The sequence below is a fragment of the Pseudomonas sp. PS01303 genome (genome assembly GCF_029959385.1).
Classification (GTDB): Bacteria; Pseudomonadota; Gammaproteobacteria; order Pseudomonadales; family Pseudomonadaceae; genus Aquipseudomonas; species Aquipseudomonas rustica.
This window is the reverse complement of record NZ_JASCPK010000042.1, coordinates 1-16,852: the sequence shown is the minus strand read 5'-3', so window position 1 is coordinate 16,852 and position 16,852 is coordinate 1. Positions and strand designations below refer to the sequence as shown.

Here is a 16,852-nt window from a genome sequence, read left to right as displayed (position 1 = left end):
TCCCACAGGGGAATGCATTCCAAAATGTGGGAGCGAGCCTGCTCGCGAAGCTTTTCACGCAGTCGCCGCGTCTTTGTAAGCCTTCAACGCTTTCAGTCGCTCACGCTTCAGCGCCTCACCCAACTCCGGACCCTTGAATCCCTTCTCCAGCAACGGCTGCACCGCAACCTCCCGTGCAACCTTCGCCGCACCGCGCAAATAATCTGCCTGTGGATAACTTCTCTGCTCCAGCCCCTTGCGGCCCCGGGCATCCATTTCGCACGCAGCGATAAATTCTTCAAACCGCTGCGGCCGGCGATACACGTCAAAACTCTGCAACAACTCCAGCAACGTCGAAGCCTTCAGCTCCAGCGCCCGGTGCCCATGGGTGTGGTATTTGCCAACCAGCAAGGCCAATTCCTGGCAATCCTTCGGCGCTTTAAAGCGTTCATTGACCGCTTTGATCAGCTTCAGCCCGGTGTGCTCATGGGCGATGTGCCGTGGCCATTCCTCTTCCGGCGTCAAGCCTTTGCCAAGATCGTGCAGCAGGCAGGCCCAGCGTACGGTCAGCGGTTGTTTGTGCAGCGCTGATTGCTCCAGCACGCTGAGCGTGTGCAGCCCGGTGTCGATTTCCGGGTGATGCGCTTCCGGTTGCGGCACGCCGAACAGCGCATCCACTTCCGGCATCAAGACTTTCAGCGCGCCGCAATCACGAAGCACCTGAATGAATACTTGTGGCTGATCTTCCATCAGCGCGCGGGAGATTTCTTTCCAGCTGCGCTCAGCGGTCAGTGCCTCCAGTTCACCGGACTCACTGAGTTGACGCATTAACTCAAGCGTCTCCGGCGCAACGCTAAAACCGAGCCCGGCATAACGCGCCGCGAAGCGGGCTACACGCAGGACACGCAGGGGATCTTCGGCGAACGCCGGGGATACGTGACGCAGGATTCGCGCTTCAAGATCGCGCTGACCGTGGTATGGATCGGTCAGATTTTGCTGATCGTCTTCAGCGATGGCGTTGATGGTCAGGTCGCGGCGAATCAGGTCTTCTTCAAGCGTCACTTCGGGACTGGCGTGAAAGGTGAAGCCACCATAGCCGCGACCGCTTTTACGTTCGGTGCGGGCGAGGGCGTACTCCTCGCCGCTTTTCGGATGAAGAAACACCGGAAAATCTGCGCCGACCGGTCGATAGCCCTTGGCGAGCATTTCTTCCGTGGTAGCACCGACCACGACCCAATCGATATCGGTAACCGGTTTGCCCAGCAAGCGATCACGAACCGCGCCGCCAACCTTGAAAATCTGCATAAAAAACCTCCGTTAGCCCGACAGGATAACCCTTGCGCCGGACTTTCGGAGGCCAGAACCGTTTCAAAGATGAATGACGGCGAGGTCGAGCCGACCGTAATCCCCTTCGCTGTGTTCACTGCGCGGCGGCACGTGATGGGTTTTCATGATCTGGTCGCCCTGCAGCGTTTCCAGATGAATATCGAAGCCCCACAAACGGTGCAGGTGTTTGAGCACCTCTTCAGTGGAATCGCCGAGCGGTTTGCGGTCGTGCTGCTGGTGCCGCAGGGTCAGTGAGCGGTCGCCACGTCGATCGATGCTGTAAATCTGCACGTTCGGTTCACGGTTGCCGAGGTTGTATTGCGCGGCCAGGGTTTCGCGGATGATCCGGTAACCGGGCTCGTCATGGATCGCAGGCACCAGCAAATCGTCCTTCTGATCGTCATCCATGATGCTGAACAGTTTCAGATCGCGGATCACCTTCGGTGACAAATATTGCAGGATGAAGCTCTCGTCCTTGAAGCTGCTCATGGCGAATTTGATGGTCGACAGCCAGTCGCTCCCGGCGATGTCCGGGAACCAGTGGCGATCCTCTTCGGTAGGTTCCTCACACATGCGCCGGATGTCGCGGTACATGGCGAAACCCAATGCGTACGGGTTGATGCCGCTGTAGTAAGGGCTATCGAAACCTGGCTGGAACACCACGCTGGTGTGTGAGGTGAGGAACTCCATCATGAAACCGTCGGTGACCAGGCCCTCGTCGTACAGGTCGTTCATCAGCGTGTAGTGCCAGAACGTTGCCCAGCCTTCGTTCATCACCTGGGTCTGGCGCTGTGGATAAAAGTACTGGGCAATCTTGCGCACGATACGCACGATCTCGCGCTGCCAAGGCTCGAGCAATGGCGCGTGTTTCTCGATGAAGTAGAGGATGTTTTCCTGCGGCTCGGCCGGGAAGCGTGCGTTGTCCTTGTCGCTGTATTTGTCCGCGCCTTTGGGAATGGTGCGCCACAGATCGTTGATCTGCTTCTGCATGTGTTCTTCGCGATCCTTTTGCCGCCGGCGTTCTTCTTCGGCGGAAATAGGGTAGGGGCGTTTGTAGCGGTCGACGCCGTAATTCATCAGCGCGTGGCAGGAGTCGAGCAAGTCCTCCACCGCGTCGATGCCGTGGCGCTCTTCGCACTGCATGATGTACTGCTTGGCGAACACCAGATAATCGATGATCGAACTGGCGTCGGTCCAGGTGCGGAACAGGTAATTGCCCTTGAAGAAACTGTTGTGGCCATAGCACGCGTGCGCCACCACGAGCGCCTGCATGCAGATGGTGTTTTCTTCCATCAGGTAGGCGATGCACGGATCCGAGTTGATCACGATCTCGTACGCCAGGCCCATCTGCCCGCGGCTGTAGGATTTTTCGGTGCTGAGGAAGTGTTTGCCATAGGACCAGTGGTGATAACCCAGCGGCATGCCCACCGAGGCATAGGCGTCCATCATCTGCTCGGCGGTGATCACTTCGATCTGGTTGGGGTAGGTGTCCAGCGCATAGCCGGCCGCGATACGGGCGATTTCGCGGTCGTAGGTCTGGATCAGCTCGAACGTCCATTCAGAGCCGGTGGAAATGGGTTGGCGCTTCTGCTCTTTGGCGGTCATGTCACTAACCTGCGCTGGAAGAGTTCACGGAAGACCGGATAGATATCCCCGGCCGAGACCAGTTGCTGCTGGGCAAAAGTGTCAGAAAAGGCGTCGGCGATGCGTTCGTATTCGTACCACAAGGCCTGATGTTCGCGCGGGGTGATCTCCACGTAAGTGTAGTACTGCACAAACGGCATGATCTGATTGATCAGGATGTCGCGGCAGATCGGCGAGTCATCGTTCCAGTTGTCGCCGTCGGAAGCCTGCGCCGCGTAGATGTTCCATTCGTTGCTCGGATAACGCTCGGCCATGATCTCTTGCATCAGTTTCAATGCACTGGAAACGATGGTGCCGCCGGTTTCCCGTGAATAGAAAAACTCTTCTTCATCGACTTCGCGCGCACTGGTGTGGTGACGGATGAACACCACGTCGATCTTGTCGTAGTTCCGCTTGAGGAACAGGTACAACAGGATGAAAAAGCGTTTGGCGATGTCCTTGGTCGCCTGGGTCATGGAGCCGGAAACGTCCATCAGGCAGAACATCACGGCTTTCGAGCTGGGATTCGGTTGCTTGATCAGCAGGTTGTATTTCAGGTCGAAGGTGTCGAGGAACGGTACGCGATGAATGCGCGCGCTGAGTTTCTCGATTTCTGCTTCGAGTTCCTGAATATCGCCAAAGTTATCTGGCTCTTCGCGTTTCAGCCGCTCGAGTTCTGCTTTGGCTTCGCGCAGTTTCGCCCGGCTACTGCCAGACAAAGCGATGCGCCGTGCATGGGCCGAACGCAGGGTGCGGATGATGTTGATCCGGGACGGGTTGCCTTCGTTACTGATCCCGGCGCGCACGGTTTTGAAGGTGTCGGTGCCGCTCAGGTTGCGTTTGACCAGGTTCGGCAGTTCGAGGTCTTCGAACATGAATTCGAGGAATTCTTCCTGAGTGATCTGAAAGACGAACTCGTCCATGCCTTCGCCGGAGTTACCGGCCTTGCCCGGGCCGCGCCCGCCGCCACCGCCTGGTGGACGAGCAATGTGTTCGCCGGCGGTGAATTCCTTGTTACCGGGATGAACCACGGTCTGTTTGCCGCCGCGGCCGTGGTGAAGCACCGGTTCGTCGATGTCGCGACCGGGAATACTGATCTGTTCGCCATGCTCCATATCGGTGATGGAGCGCCGGCTGACCGCCTCTTCGACAGCCTTTTTGATGTGGTCACGGTAACGCCGCAGGAAACGCTGGCGGTTTACCGTGCTCTTGTTCTTGCCATTCAAACGTCGGTCGATCACATAACTCATAGGAAGCCCTCCGGGCAGCTTCAAGTTGTGAGCTTCAAGCTGCAAGTAAAAGCAGGTTCCCGGGCATCAGTGGGTTACGCGCTTTGTTCTTGCAGCTCGTAGCTAGAAGCTTGCAGCTGCTTCACTGCGACTTCCGTACCCGTAGGTACCATTCGGAAAGAAGCCGTACCTGTTTGTCGGTGTAGCCGCGTTCGACCATTCGAGTGACGAAGTCGTTGTGCTTTTGCTGATCCTCTTTGCTGGCCTTGGCGTTGAAGCTGATGACGGGCAGCAGATCCTCGGTGTTCGAGAACATTTTCTTCTCGATGACCACGCGCAGTTTTTCGTAGCTGAGCCAGGTCGGGTTCTTGCCGTTGTTGTTGGCCCGGGCGCGCAGGACGAAGTTGACGATTTCGTTGCGGAAATCCTTCGGATTGCTGATGCCGGCCGGTTTTTCGATTTTCTCCAGTTCTTCGTTCAGGGCAACACGGTTGAGGATCTCGCCGGTTTCCGGATCGCGGTATTCCTGATCCTGAATCCAGAAGTCTGCATACAGCACGTAGCGGTCGAAGATGTTCTGGCCGTACTCGCTGTAAGACTCGAGGTAAGCGGTCTGGATTTCCTTGCCGATGAATTCGATATAACGCGGTGCCAGGTATTCTTTCAGGTAGCGCAGATAGCGTTCGCGGGTTTCGGCCTGGAATTGTTCCTGTTCGATCTGCTGTTCCAGCACATAGAGCAGGTGCACCGGGTTGGCGGCGATTTCATGCGGATCGAAGTTGAAGACCTTGGAGAGGATCTTGAACGCAAAGCGGGTCGACAGACCGTTCATGCCCTCATCAACACCTGCCGAGTCGCGGTATTCCTGAATCGACTTGGCTTTCGGATCGGTGTCTTTGAGGTTTTCGCCGTCGTAGACGCGCATCTTCGAATAGATGTTGGAGTTTTCCGGCTCTTTGAGGCGCGAAAGCACAGTGAACTGCGCGAGCATTTTCAGGGTGTCAGGCGCGCAATGCGCTTTGGCCAGAGAACTGTTGAACAGCAGTTTGTCGTAGATTTTCACTTCGTCGCTGACGCGCAGGCAATACGGCACTTTGACGATGTAGATCCGGTCGATGAAGGCTTCGTTGTTCTTGTTGTTGCGGAAGGTGTGCCATTCCGACTCGTTGGAGTGGGCGAGCAGGATCCCGGTGAACGGAATCGCGCCGAGGCCTTCGGTACTGTTGTAGTTGCCTTCCTGAGTCGCGGTCAGCAATGGGTGCAGCACCTTGATCGGCGCCTTGAACATTTCGACGAACTCCATGAGGCCCTGGTTGGCCCGGCACAGCGCACCGGAGTAGCTGTAAGCGTCGGCGTCGTTCTGTGGGTATTCCTCGAGTTTGCGAATGTCGACTTTACCGACCAGCGCCGAGATGTCCTGGTTGTTCTCGTCGCCCGGTTCGGTTTTGGCCACGGCGATCTGATTGAGGATCGACGGGTACAGTTTGACCACGCGGAACTGGCTGATGTCGCCGCCGAATTCGGCCAGGCGTTTGGTCGCCCATGGCGACATGATGGTGTTCAGGTAGCGCCGTGGAATACCGAAGTCTTCTTCGAGGATCGCGCCATCTTCGGTGGCGTTGAACAGACCCAAAGGAGATTCGAATACCGGCGAGCCCTTGATCGCGTAGAAGGGCACTTTCTCGATCAGCTGTTTCAGCTTCTCGGCCAGGGACGATTTACCGCCACCGACGGGGCCGAGCAGGTAAAGGATTTGTTTCTTCTCTTCCAGGCCTTGGGCGGCGTGGCGGAAATACGAAACGATCTGGTCGATGCATTCTTCCATCCCGTGGAAGTCTTCAAAGGCCGGATAGCGACGGATCACCTTGTTGGAGAAGATGCGTGACAGCCTCGAATTGGTCGAGGTGTCGAGCAGTTCCGGTTCGCCGATGGCCAGCAATAGACGCTCGGCCGCGGAAACGTAGGCGCTACGGTCTTTCTTGCACAGCTCCAGGTACTCTTGCAGCGAGAGTTCTTCCTGGCGTGTGGACTCGAAGCGTTGTTGGAAGTGGCTAAAGATACTCATGACGTCACCTCGCTCGATACGTGGAGCCGACGCCGGATCACTCAGTCGATGCTGGCAAACAACCGTTTTGGCAGCTGTTTGTTTACCCCCCAGAACACTTTCACGATCGACAATCGCGAAAGTCACTCCCGATGACCCGTGCGCCGGTGTACCGGCTCTCCCCTGTTTTGGATGGCCTGGGCTTAAGGATAGTTGGGAATTCAGGAGGTAAAGGCGAGATACGTAATTAGTTGTGGCAAGACCGTTTGTCTGCCCGCGCAGGCCCACGGCAGCCGGGGCCTGCGCGTGACAAAAAAATTACTCGGCGGTGCCTTGCGCGGTTTCCGCAGGAAAAGTCGTACGCCACAACTCGAAGCCGCCGTCCATGCTGTAGACGTCGGAAAAGCCTTGGCTGATCAGGTACGCCGCAGCGCCCTGGCTGGAATTGCCGTGATAGCAGACGACCACGGTCGGTGCATCGAGGTCAGCGCCTTGAATGAAGGCGTGCAGGGAATGATTGTCCAGATGCTTCGAGCCGCTGATGTGCAGGGCAGCGAAAGTCGCCGGGTCGCGAACGTCGACCACGACAGCACCTTGCTCACGCAGGGCCTGGGCCTGCTCCGGGGGGATTCGTTTGAATTCGCTCATGGCGGGTTCCTGTTGCTCGGCTGAATGCGCAGTCTAACGCGGTGCGTTGACTGGCGACGTTTCGGGGATAAGTGGTGCGACCGTGGGGGCGAGGCCGCCATGTTCATCGCATTTGCACGACAGGCGTTCGCCGCTGTCGACATTCATCAGGGTCAGGCTGCCGCCCCAGACACAACCGGTATCCAGTGCCGAGATGCCTGGCTCATGGATATTGCCTTCAAGGGCCGCCCAGTGACCAAAGATGATGCGCAGGCCTTTGGTCTTGCGCTCTTTGTGCTGGAACCACGGTTTGTAGCCGGGCGGGGCGGTATCCAGACCTTCCTTGCTCTTGAGGTCGAGCTTGCCCTCGGCGGTGCAGAAACGCATGCGCGTGAAGTAGTTGGTGATCACGCGCAGGCGGGTCACGCCTTTGAGGTCGTTGTCCCATTTCGCCGGATCGTTGCCGTACATGCCGTCGAGGTAGGCGGGGAACAGGTTGTCGTCGCGCAGCGCTGTTTCGACTTCATCCGCGCACTTCAAGGCGCGCCGCAGTGACCATTGCGGTGGAATTCCGGCATGAACCATGGCGACATCACGCATTTCGTCGTAGTGCATCAGCTTCTGCTGACGCACCCACTCAAGCAGTTCGGCACAGTCCGGTGCGTCGAGAATCTCGCGCAAGGTGTCGGACTTCTTCAAACGCTCGATATTTTTGGCGGCCGCCAGCAGATGCAGATCGTGATTGCCCAACACGCAGACCAGCGACTCGCGCATGCCGTACAGAAAGCGCAGGGTCTCCAGCGACTGCGGGCCTCGGTTGACCAGATCGCCGACCAGCCATAGCCGATCGAGCGTCGGGTCGAACGCGACTTGCTTGAGCAGACACTTCAGCGGTTCGAGGCAGCCTTGCAGGTCGCCGACGGCATAGGTTGCCATCAGTGCAAGGCCCCGGGCACCGCCAGGCGGAAAGGTTTGATGATCGCATCGAAATGTTTGCCGTCGTCGGCGACCATTTCATAAGTGCCCTGCATGGTGCCGACCTTGGTGGTCATTACCGTGCCGCTGCTGTAGGTGTGGCTTTGCCCGGCATTGATCAGCGGTTGCTGACCCACCACGCCGGCGCCGCGTACTTCTTCGACGTGGCCGTCACCGTCGGTGATCACCCAGTGCCGCGACAGCAGCTTGGCCGGGATCGCGCCATTGTTCTGCACGGTGATGGTGTAGGCGAAGGCGAAACGGTCGTGCTCGGGTTGCGATTGGTCTGCCAGATAGCGGGTAACGACGCTGACATCGACCTGGTAACGGGAATCGGACATGCAAGGGGCCTTAACGAAGCGGAACGCGGGGCGTAGCTGATGGGGAATCAGTCTAGGCAAGTATCGGGCAGTAAACCAGAGTGGCGTCCTGCCCGATAGCGTTCATCGTATGTCAGTCGGCGGCGGGGGAGGCCGGGACTTGTACTGCGAGCTGATCGGCCAGGCGCACGAATGCGGCCAGATCCAGTTGCTCCGGACGCAGGCTGCCATCAACGCCAGCGGCTTCGATCTCGGCATTGCTGAGCAATTGTTTGAGGGTGTTGCGCAGGGTTTTGCGACGCTGGTTGAAGGCTTCGCGCACAACGCGCTCCAGCAACTTGTGATCCTTGGCCGGGTGCGGCAGCACGGCGTGCGGCACCAGACGAACGATCGCCGAATCAACTTTTGGCGGCGGGTTGAACGCGCCCGGGCCAACGTTGAACAGATGTTCGACGCGGCAGTGGTACTGAACCATGATCGACAGACGACCCCAGTCACCACCGCCAGGGCCTGCGGCCAGACGCTCGACCACTTCTTTCTGCAGCATGAAGTGCATGTCGCGAATGATGCCGGCGTTGTTCAACAGGTGAAAAATCAGCGGCGTCGAAATGTTGTACGGCAGGTTACCGACCACACGCAGGCTGTTCGGCGCGGCGTTGAGCGTGTTGAAGTCGAACTTCAGCGCGTCGCCCTGGTGCAGGTTGAAATTGCTCTTGTCGGCGAACTGCTGATTGAGGATCGGGATCAGATCCTTGTCCAGTTCCACCACGTCGAGCTGCCCGCCGGAATTCAGCAGGCCGGCGGTCAGTGCGCCTTGGCCCGGACCGATTTCCAGCAAGCGATCGTCAGGCTTGGCGCTGATGGAGCGCAGGATGCGGTCGATAACGCCGGCATCGTGCAGGAAGTTCTGGCCAAAGCGTTTGCGCGCCTTGTGTTGGTATTGCTCGGTCATAAACGGGTCTCGGCCATCTGGTAGGCGGTTTCCAGGGCGACTTGCAGGCTGCCGGTGTCGATCTTGCCGCTGCCGGCCAGATCCAGGGCAGTGCCGTGGTCGACCGATGTGCGGATGATCGGCAGGCCCAGGGTCACGTTGACGGCAGCGCCGAAGCCTTTGTACTTAAGCACAGGCAGGCCCTGGTCGTGGTACATCGCCAGCACTGCGTCGCAGTGCTCCAGATATTTGGGGGTAAACAGAGTGTCGGCAGGCAGCGGGCCACGAAGATCCATGCCCTCGCCGCGCAGGCGCTCTAATGTCGGTTCAATAATGTCGATTTCTTCATGGCCCAGGTGTCCGCCTTCGCCAGCGTGCGGGTTGAGTCCGCACACCAGAATGCGTGGCTGGGCGATGCCGAATTTGTTTTGCAGATCGCTGTGCAGAATTCGCGTGACCCGTTCCAGCCGTTCCGGCGTGATCGCATCGGCAATCTCGCGCAGGGGCAGGTGAGTGGTGACCAGTGCCACGCGCAAACCGCGTGTCGCCAGCATCATCACAACCTGTGCGGTATGGGTCAGGTCAGCCAGAAATTCCGTATGCCCGGAGAACGCGATGCCCGATTCGTTGATCACGCCTTTGTGTACCGGTGCGGTGATCATCCCGGCGAAATCGCCGTTCAGGCAGCCGTTGCCGGCACGGGTCAGGGTTTCAAGGACGAAAGCAGCGTTGGCCTTGTCCAGTTGCCCGGTCACCACCGGGGCGCTGAGCGGGGTATCCCAGACGTACAGGCTGTTGGCGGGCGCCGGGGCGTCCGGCCAGTGATTCGGGCCGACATCCAGCAAGTTGACGGCCAGCCCCAGCTGCGCGGCCCGCTCATTGAGCAGGTCGCGGCTGGTGATGGCAATCAGGGGATGTGGCTGGGCTTGCGAGGCGAGCAGCAGGCACAGGTCGGGACCGATGCCGGCTGGTTCGCCGGGTGTCAGCGCGAAACGCTTGGGTTTCACTGCGCTGCCTGGTCTGCACCAGGGAGTTTGATCTCTACGTACGCTTCGTCACGGATCTGACGCAGCCAGGTTTGCAGCTCTTCGTCGTATTTGCGGTTACGCAGTACGGTCATGGCTTGCTGCTCGCGGGCCTGTTCGGTGCTGTCAGTGGCGCGACGGCCAAGGACTTCCAGAACGTGCCAGCCGTATTGGGTCTGGAATGGCTTGGACAGCTGACCCTGTGGGGTCTTGGCCATCACTTCGCGGAATTCCGGCACCAGTGCGCCCGGATCGATCCAGTTCAGGTCGCCGCCGTTGAGCGCCGAACCCGGGTCTTCGGAGTAGCTTTTCGCCAGTTCAGCGAAGTCTTCACCGGCCACGATGCGGTCATACAGCGACTGCACCAGGGCTTTGGTTTTGGCTTCGTCGCGAATCGGGCTTGGCTTCACCAGAATATGGCGGACATGCACTTCGTCTCGCATCTGGGTCTCGCCACCACGCTTGGCCAGCAGCTTGAGGATGATGAAACCACCCGGTGTGCGCGCTGGTTGAGTGATGTCGCCTACGGCCATGCTGCTCAGCTCGCGGTCGAACGGAGGTGGCAATTGAGCAGCTTTACGCCAGCCCATGTCGCCGCCTTCCAGTGCGTTGTCGCTGGCGGATTTGGCCACGGCCAATTGACCGAAGTCGGCGCCTTGCTTGAGTTGCTGGTAGATATCCATGGCCTGACGGGCAGCGTTCTGAATCGCTTCAGAGTTGGCGCTTTCCGGGGTCGGGATCAGGATATTGGCCAGGTGCAGTTCTTCCGACAGCTGCATTTTGCCCAGATCGGAAGCGAGGAAGTTTTTCACTTCCTGCTCGGAGACCTGGATGCGTTCTGCCACACGACGCTGACGCACACGGCTGATGACCATTTCACGGCGGATCTGATCACGAGCGTCGTCGTAAGACAGACCGTCGTGAGCCAGAGCGGCGCGGAATTGATCCACAGTCATGTTGTTGCGTTGTGCAATGGTGCCGACAGCCTGGTTCAGCTCTTCATCGGTGATGCGGATACCGGAACGTTCGCCGATCTGCAGTTGCAGATTTTCGACGATCAGGCGCTCAAGCACCTGTTGATCCAGTACGCCCGGAGGCGGCTGGCCGCCTCCACGCTTGGCGATGGTCTGCTGAACTTCGTGGACACGCTGATCCAGTTGGCTCTGCATGACCACGTCGTTGTCGACGATCGCGACCACTTTATCGATGGACTGAACGGCGGCGTTACCCGCCGTACTCAGGAACAGCGCGCCCAGCATCAGCGGGCGCAGACAATCAGAAAGCTTGGTCTTCACGTTGACGATAACCTTGGATGCCTTTGTCGAGGAAACTCTCAGCCTTGGCGCCAGTCAGGCCGCCCAGTCCCTTCAGAACAATTTGGAGGAAGACGCCGTGGTCGCCTTTTTCGTTTTGCGGAGCTTCCTGACTGAATTCGTCATAAGAAACCCAGTAACGGTTGATCAGGCGCAGTTTCCAGCAGCAGTTGTCGTATTCGAAACCACCGAAGGCTTCCAGCGTACGGTTGCGGTTGTAGTCGTACTGCCAGCGGCTGATCGCGCTCCACTGCGGAACGATCGGCCAGATGACCGAGAAATCATGCTGCTGGATTTTGTAGTAGTCCTTGATGTAGCCAGGCTGACCCGGGGTGCCGTAGTCGCCGCCGCCCACGGTCCACTTACCGGTGTTCTGGTCGTAGCGAACCTGGTCGTTGCGATAGCGATAGCCGACGTTGACGATCTTGTTCGGATTGTCTTCTGGCTGGTAATGGAACATCGCGCTGCCGGAACGTGGGCTGCGGCTGTCCGGATCCCAGTTGTAATCGGCAGTGGTGCGCCAATCGCGGTTCCAGCGATATTCGTATTCCAGTGCGTATGGCGATACGTTGGAGTGCGCGTCGTTACGGGTTTTAGCGTCAATGCCTGGAAGTTGTACTTCACGATCCTTGAAGTACAGGGCTTGGCCGACACTGATGCGTTGACGCTCGAAGCCGTCGTCCTCGATCCAGCGGCTGGTCACACCTAGCGACAGTTTGTTCTCATCGCCGACACGGTCGGAGCCGGAGAAGCGGTTATCCCGGAATAACGACGCATAGTTGAAGGTATATTCGCCAGTGTCGAAGACCGGAATGTCTGCTTGGTCTTTCTCTGGAACGTAGAGGTAGTAGAGGCGCGGTTCCAGGGTTTGATTGTAGTTTTTGCCGAAATAAGAAGTCTTACGGTCAAAGTACAAGCCGCTGTCGATACTGGCGATTGGCACGCCACGGTTCTGATTGCTGTCAAACGTACCGTTGAGTTTCTGCTGATCGGCCGACATAGCAGCAATCTGAGATTTACCGGTGTTGTCCAGATCCAGTTGATACTGGGTGTACTGGTACTTGAGCGACGGCTTCAGGAAACCATACGTCCAGTTCATCGGAAGGCTGACACCCGGTTTCAGATTCAAACGATCGCCGTTGGCGCGGGCCAGACCAAAAACGTTGTTATCAAGGCGAGGCTGTGGGTCGCTGCCATCTTTATCGGTGTAAGTACCGGTCAGCAGATCGCGATCAAAGCGAACCAACTCGGTCTCGTAATCGAATTGAAGGCCTTGCGGATGAACCGGCAGTTGACCATTTAAGGTGAGCTGCGGGAGGCGGTCGTAAGGAGTGACGTCCGCAACGGTGGCCAACTGATAAGCCTGGGCGTTCAAACGTGCCGTGTAACTGTCGCCACGATAAGTGATCGAACCCTGCTGGTTGACGTAATCGGAGCTCTTCACGCCGATCTGATCGGTTTCCAGATCCTGGAAGTAGTAAGGATCGCTGATCTTGGTGTAGTCGACTTGCGTCAGGACGCGCGAATCTAGGCCACCTTTGTGTTGCCAGTTGTACATGTAACGGGTCGACTTGGAGTCGGTCTGCTTGTCGCGATCGTCATCCTCGTCGTTGAGGAACGCCGCGCCGAACTGACCTTCGCTCGACTTGGTCAGATAGCGGAATTCGCCTTCGACCAGCATGCCGCGCTTGCTCATGTAACGCGGATACAACGTGGCGTCGTAGTTTGGCGCCAGGTTGAAGTAGTACGGCGTGACCAGCATGAAGCCGGTATCGGTGCCTGTGCCGATGGTCGGCGGCAGGAAACCGGACTGACGACGGTCGTCGATCGGGAAGTAGATGTACGGGGTGTACAGGATCGGAATGTCCTTGACCCGCAGTGTCACGTTGGTCGCGGTACCGAAACCGGTGGCCGGGTTCAAGGTGATGTTGTTGCCCTTGAGCTGCCAGGCGTTGCTGTTCGGTTCGCACGTGGTGTACGTGCCGTCCTTCAAGCGGATGATCGCGTTCTCGGCACGCTTGGCGTACAGCGCGCTGCCGCGGATACGCGATTTGTGCATCACGTATTCGGCGTTGTCGACCTTGGCTTCACCGGTGTCGAGTTGCACATCGGCGTGGTCGCCGACGATCAGCGCGCCGTTGTCGCGAATACGCACACCGCCGTTGAGTTCGGCGCGGCTCTCGGCCTGGTACAGGCTCGCCTCGTCGGATTCAACCTGCATGCTGCCCTGACGCAAGACGACATCACCGGCCAACGTACCGACTTGATCATCGGTGTTATAGCGCGAGGCTTTTGCGCCGATAAAGGTAGGCGCGTCGCTTTTGTTCGTCTTGTCATTCATGCCAGGACGAGGCGGCTCGATGTAAGCACCGGAGCAGTACGGACCGGTTTCGGCCAATTGGGCAGCGGTCAGCTTCTCGCGCGGAACCCAGTCGAGGTGACTGTAGTCTTCGCTACGGGCTTTCAGGCCGCGGCCTTTGGCTTCGGTGACGAGTGCTGTTTTAGGGACAGTGTCGGCGGTCGAACCGTTTTCGGTCGCAGCGTCGCCGGCAGAGCTGACGGCACTGCCGTCATGCACTGGGCGCGGTGGCAATGCAGCCGCCGTCGCCTTGGGCGCACAGGCCCAACCACCCGTTGCCGAGACGGAGCAGTCATACTGCTCGGCGGCAACAACGAATTGACTGGCCAGAGGTTGCATAGCCAGCAGACTGCCGGTTACCAACAACGGAAATTTTTTACGAAACGCGGGGGATTTCAATGCCATCTTATTAGTCCGGGCTTCCTGCGTGCCATCTGCCCGCGGTGTGGGCCGCACGCCTCTCGATGGTCTGAAAAAGATGCTGGATAATAAAGCATGACCCGCTTGACGGCTAGCGCCGTCGGAGACCCTTGCAATGCCTGACCAAGATGTACGCTTGCAACACCTGAAAGTTTGGCTCGATGAACAGCTGGCAATCCTCTTTGCAGATCAGGGTTGGGGCGCTGTGCCCCCGGCCACGTTGACTGCGGCCAGCAGCGACGCGAGTTTCCGCCGTTACTTCCGTTGGGAAGGCGAGGGCAAAAGCTTTGTCGTCATGGACGCTCCGCCACCCCAGGAAAACTGCAAACCGTTCGTGGATATCGCTTTTTTGCTGGCGAAATCCGGAATAAATGTGCCGAAAATTTACGCAGAAGACCTCGAGCGCGGTTTTATTTTGCTTAATGACCTGGGTAACAAGACCTATCTCGACGTGATCGATGGCGAAAATGCCGACGCATTATTCAGCGATGCCCTGCAAGCACTGCTGGCATTTCAGCAACTGCCGATGGTCGCGCCGCTGCCGAGTTATGACGTCGCCTTGCTGCGCCGTGAGCTGGAACTGTTCCCTGAGTGGTACGTGAAACGTGAACTCGGCGTCGAATTCGATTCGGCCCAGCAGCAACAGTGGCAGCAGATCAGCGATCTGTTGATCGACAGCGCCCTGGCCCAACCGAAAGTGCTGGTGCACCGCGACTACATGCCGCGCAACCTGATGCTCAGCGAGCCGAATCCCGGCGTGCTGGATTTCCAGGACGCGGTCTACGGCCCGGTCACCTACGACGTCACCTGCCTGTTCAAGGATGCGTTCCTCAGCTGGCCTGAAGAACGTGTGCGCGGTTGGCTGGAAAATTACTGGCAGCAAGCCTCGGCATTGAATATCCCGGTGCAGTCGAACTTCGAAGACTTCCTGCGCGCGAGCGACCTGATGGGCGTGCAGCGTCACCTGAAAGTCATCGGCATCTTCGCGCGCATCTGCCACCGCGATGGCAAGCCGCGTTACTTGGCCGACGTACCGCGTTTCTTCTCCTATATAGAAGCAGTGATCGCCCGTCGCCCGGAACTGGCCGAGTTGCAAGCGCTGTTCACCAGCCTGCGGGGTGGAGCGACAGCATGAAGGCAATGATTCTGGCGGCAGGCAAAGGCGAGCGCATGCGCCCGCTGACCCTGACCACTCCTAAACCGCTGGTGCGCGCCGGCGGCGTGCCCTTGATCGAATATCACCTGCGCGCCCTCGCGGCCGCCGGTTTCAACGAGATCGTGATCAACCACGCCTGGCTCGGTCAGCAGATCGAGGATTACCTCGGTGACGGTTCGCAATTCGGTCTGAGCATCCAGTACTCGCCGGAAGGTGAGCCGCTGGAAACCGGCGGCGGGATTTTCCGTGCGCTGCCGTTGCTCGGTGACGATGCGTTTCTGGTGATCAATGGTGATATCTGGACGGATTACGACTTCAGCGTGCTGCACCAGCCGATTAACGGTCTGGCGCATCTGGTGCTGGCGGACAACCCGGCGCATCACCCAGCCGGCGACTTTTCTCTGGTCGATGGGCAGGTGATCGATGGCCAGGCCGATGCTGCGACTTTGACCTACAGCGGTATCGCGGTACTGCATCCGCAACTGTTCGACGGCTGCACGGACGGCGCCTTCAAACTCGCGCCGCTGCTGCGTAAAGCCATGGCCGAAGGCGAAGTCACTGGCGAACGCCTCAAAGGTCACTGGGTGGATGTCGGCACCCACGAGCGTCTCGCGGAAGCGGAAACATTGATAGAAGCGAGTCGCTGACATGTTGTGGCCAGGGACTCTGATTGGAGCCGGAGCGGGTTTTGCGATCGCCAGCATTCCGGGGGCCATGCTTGGGGCGTTGTTGGGGCAGGCGCTGGATCGGCGTCTGCACTTGCAGAGCTGGGGGCATTTGCGCGAAAAGCTCGGCGGTCGACCGATGTTGCGCAACGACGAATTGTTGTTTGTGCTGCTCGGGCGTCTGGCCAAAAGTGATGGGCGCGTCACTGACGGGCATATCCAGCAGGCGCGCAACGAAATGCGTGCGCTGGAAATGAGTGATCCGGCAATGCGTCGGGCGATTGCCGCGTTCAATCGCGGTAAGTCGGGTAACGACAGTCTGCGCGGGTATCTGCGTCGGCTCAGCGGCCAGCCGCATGCTGCCGAGGGTGTGTTGCGCGCCTGTTGGCGGATGGTCTGGGCCGATGGTCGCGCCGGTGTCAGCGAACGTGAATTGTTGGCGCAGTGGGGTAAGTGGCTGGGCTGGACAGTGCAGCAGGTGCAGGCGCTGGCCAGTGATTACGAGCCCGGCAAGCGGCCGATTGTCAGTGCGGCTGTGAGTTATCAGGAGGCGATGCGTTTGCTCGGGGTGTCGGCCAATAGCGAACCGGCGCAGATCAAACGGGCGTACCGGCGGCTGTTGAGTCGGCATCACCCGGACAAGATTGCCGGCACAGGCGCGACGACGGCGCAGGTGCGTGAGGCGACCGAGCGTACGCGTGAGTTGCACAATGCCTACACATTGATTCGTGAGCGGCGGGATTTTCGTTAGCCGTTAGAGGTGTATGGCCAGTGATGGCCCCTTCGCGAGCAGGCTCGCTCCCACATTGGATCAGGGTACCCAATCCATTGTGGGAGCGAGCCTGCTCGCGAATGAGACA

The 16,852-nt window shown here is 58.7% G+C and carries 14 protein-coding genes; 3 read left to right on the top strand and 11 right to left on the bottom strand.

Annotated features, from left to right (window positions below):
* Nucleotides 1–54: 54 nt before the first annotated feature.
* From QMX93_RS14085 to QMX93_RS14035, 11 genes are all read right to left on the bottom strand, one after another.
* A complete protein-coding gene (locus tag QMX93_RS14085; protein ID WP_282356603.1) occupies nt 55–1,284 on the bottom strand; it encodes a multifunctional CCA addition/repair protein in 1,230 nt (409 codons plus the stop codon).
* 63 nt (nt 1,285–1,347) lie between these two features.
* Nucleotides 1,348–2,910, bottom strand: a complete 1,563-nt coding sequence (locus QMX93_RS14080) for a SpoVR family protein (RefSeq protein ID WP_053124404.1) — start codon at nt 2,908–2,910, stop codon at nt 1,348–1,350.
* Nucleotides 2,907–4,178, bottom strand: coding sequence for a YeaH/YhbH family protein (locus QMX93_RS14075; RefSeq protein WP_053124403.1), 1,272 nt, complete (start codon nt 4,176–4,178; stop codon nt 2,907–2,909). The genes QMX93_RS14080 and QMX93_RS14075 overlap by 4 nt, the downstream gene beginning before the upstream one ends.
* Nucleotides 4,179–4,299: 121 nt before the next feature.
* Nucleotides 4,300–6,222: a PrkA family serine protein kinase gene (locus QMX93_RS14070; RefSeq protein WP_007910115.1), complete on the bottom strand. Its 1,923-nt coding sequence runs from the start codon at nt 6,220–6,222 to the stop codon at nt 4,300–4,302.
* 297 nt (nt 6,223–6,519) lie between these two features.
* A complete protein-coding gene (glpE, locus tag QMX93_RS14065; protein ID WP_007910117.1) occupies nt 6,520–6,849 on the bottom strand; it encodes a thiosulfate sulfurtransferase GlpE in 330 nt (109 codons plus the stop codon).
* A gap of 33 nt (nt 6,850–6,882) precedes the next feature.
* Nucleotides 6,883–7,764: a symmetrical bis(5'-nucleosyl)-tetraphosphatase gene (locus QMX93_RS14060; RefSeq protein WP_159814854.1), complete on the bottom strand. Its 882-nt coding sequence runs from the start codon at nt 7,762–7,764 to the stop codon at nt 6,883–6,885.
* The gene (gene apaG, locus QMX93_RS14055; RefSeq protein ID WP_016983136.1) at nt 7,764–8,144 is read right to left on the bottom strand and encodes a Co2+/Mg2+ efflux protein ApaG; all 381 of its coding nucleotides are present in this window, start codon (nt 8,142–8,144) and stop codon (nt 7,764–7,766) included. Before apaG ends, QMX93_RS14060 begins: the two co-directional genes overlap by 1 nt.
* Before the next feature lie 112 nt (nt 8,145–8,256).
* On the bottom strand, nt 8,257–9,075 hold the full coding sequence (gene rsmA, locus QMX93_RS14050) for a 16S rRNA (adenine(1518)-N(6)/adenine(1519)-N(6))-dimethyltransferase RsmA (protein ID WP_282356593.1): 819 nt from the start codon (nt 9,073–9,075) through the stop codon (nt 8,257–8,259).
* On the bottom strand, nt 9,072–10,061 hold the full coding sequence (gene pdxA / locus QMX93_RS14045) for a 4-hydroxythreonine-4-phosphate dehydrogenase PdxA (RefSeq protein WP_282356592.1): 990 nt from the start codon (nt 10,059–10,061) through the stop codon (nt 9,072–9,074). The genes rsmA and pdxA overlap by 4 nt, the downstream gene beginning before the upstream one ends.
* Nucleotides 10,058–11,374, bottom strand: a complete 1,317-nt coding sequence (gene surA / locus QMX93_RS14040) for a peptidylprolyl isomerase SurA (protein WP_212550067.1) — start codon at nt 11,372–11,374, stop codon at nt 10,058–10,060. Before surA ends, pdxA begins: the two co-directional genes overlap by 4 nt.
* Entirely contained in the window at nt 11,355–14,156 is a 2,802-nt protein-coding gene (locus QMX93_RS14035; protein WP_282356591.1) for an LPS-assembly protein LptD, read from the bottom strand. Before QMX93_RS14035 ends, surA begins: the two co-directional genes overlap by 20 nt.
* A gap of 130 nt (nt 14,157–14,286) precedes the next feature.
* Here QMX93_RS14035 and QMX93_RS14030 point away from each other — a divergent pair, with 130 nt between their 5' ends.
* The 3 genes from QMX93_RS14030 to QMX93_RS14020 are packed head-to-tail and all read left to right on the top strand — an operon-like array spanning nt 14,287 to nt 16,743.
* A complete protein-coding gene (locus QMX93_RS14030; protein ID WP_282356590.1) occupies nt 14,287–15,306 on the top strand; it encodes a phosphotransferase in 1,020 nt (339 codons plus the stop codon).
* Nucleotides 15,303–15,974 carry an N-acetylmuramate alpha-1-phosphate uridylyltransferase MurU gene (murU, locus tag QMX93_RS14025; protein WP_282356589.1) on the top strand — a complete coding sequence of 224 codons (672 nt, stop codon included), beginning with the start codon at nt 15,303–15,305 and terminating at the stop codon, nt 15,972–15,974. Before QMX93_RS14030 ends, murU begins: the two co-directional genes overlap by 4 nt.
* A 1-nt stretch (nt 15,975) precedes the next feature.
* Nucleotides 15,976–16,743: a TerB family tellurite resistance protein gene (locus QMX93_RS14020; RefSeq protein ID WP_053124388.1), complete on the top strand. Its 768-nt coding sequence runs from the start codon at nt 15,976–15,978 to the stop codon at nt 16,741–16,743.
* Nucleotides 16,744–16,852 lie beyond the last annotated feature (109 nt).

Coding starts and splice junctions, on each gene's coding strand:
- QMX93_RS14085 (WP_282356603.1), bottom strand. CDS start 1,284: ATGCAGATTTTCAAGGTTGGCGGCGCGGTTCGTGATCGCTTGCTGGGC.
- QMX93_RS14080 (WP_053124404.1), bottom strand. CDS start 2,910: ATGACCGCCAAAGAGCAGAAGCGCCAACCCATTTCCACCGGCTCTGAA.
- QMX93_RS14075 (WP_053124403.1), bottom strand. CDS start 4,178: ATGAGTTATGTGATCGACCGACGTTTGAATGGCAAGAACAAGAGCACG.
- QMX93_RS14070 (WP_007910115.1), bottom strand. CDS start 6,222: ATGAGTATCTTTAGCCACTTCCAACAACGCTTCGAGTCCACACGCCAG.
- glpE (WP_007910117.1), bottom strand. CDS start 6,849: ATGAGCGAATTCAAACGAATCCCCCCGGAGCAGGCCCAGGCCCTGCGT.
- QMX93_RS14060 (WP_159814854.1), bottom strand. CDS start 7,764: ATGGCAACCTATGCCGTCGGCGACCTGCAAGGCTGCCTCGAACCGCTG.
- apaG (WP_016983136.1), bottom strand. CDS start 8,144: ATGTCCGATTCCCGTTACCAGGTCGATGTCAGCGTCGTTACCCGCTAT.
- rsmA (WP_282356593.1), bottom strand. CDS start 9,075: ATGACCGAGCAATACCAACACAAGGCGCGCAAACGCTTTGGCCAGAAC.
- QMX93_RS14035 (WP_282356591.1), bottom strand. CDS start 14,156: ATGGCATTGAAATCCCCCGCGTTTCGTAAAAAATTTCCGTTGTTGGTA.
- QMX93_RS14030 (WP_282356590.1), top strand. CDS start 14,287: ATGCCTGACCAAGATGTACGCTTGCAACACCTGAAAGTTTGGCTCGAT.
- murU (WP_282356589.1), top strand. CDS start 15,303: ATGAAGGCAATGATTCTGGCGGCAGGCAAAGGCGAGCGCATGCGCCCG.
- QMX93_RS14020 (WP_053124388.1), top strand. CDS start 15,976: ATGTTGTGGCCAGGGACTCTGATTGGAGCCGGAGCGGGTTTTGCGATC.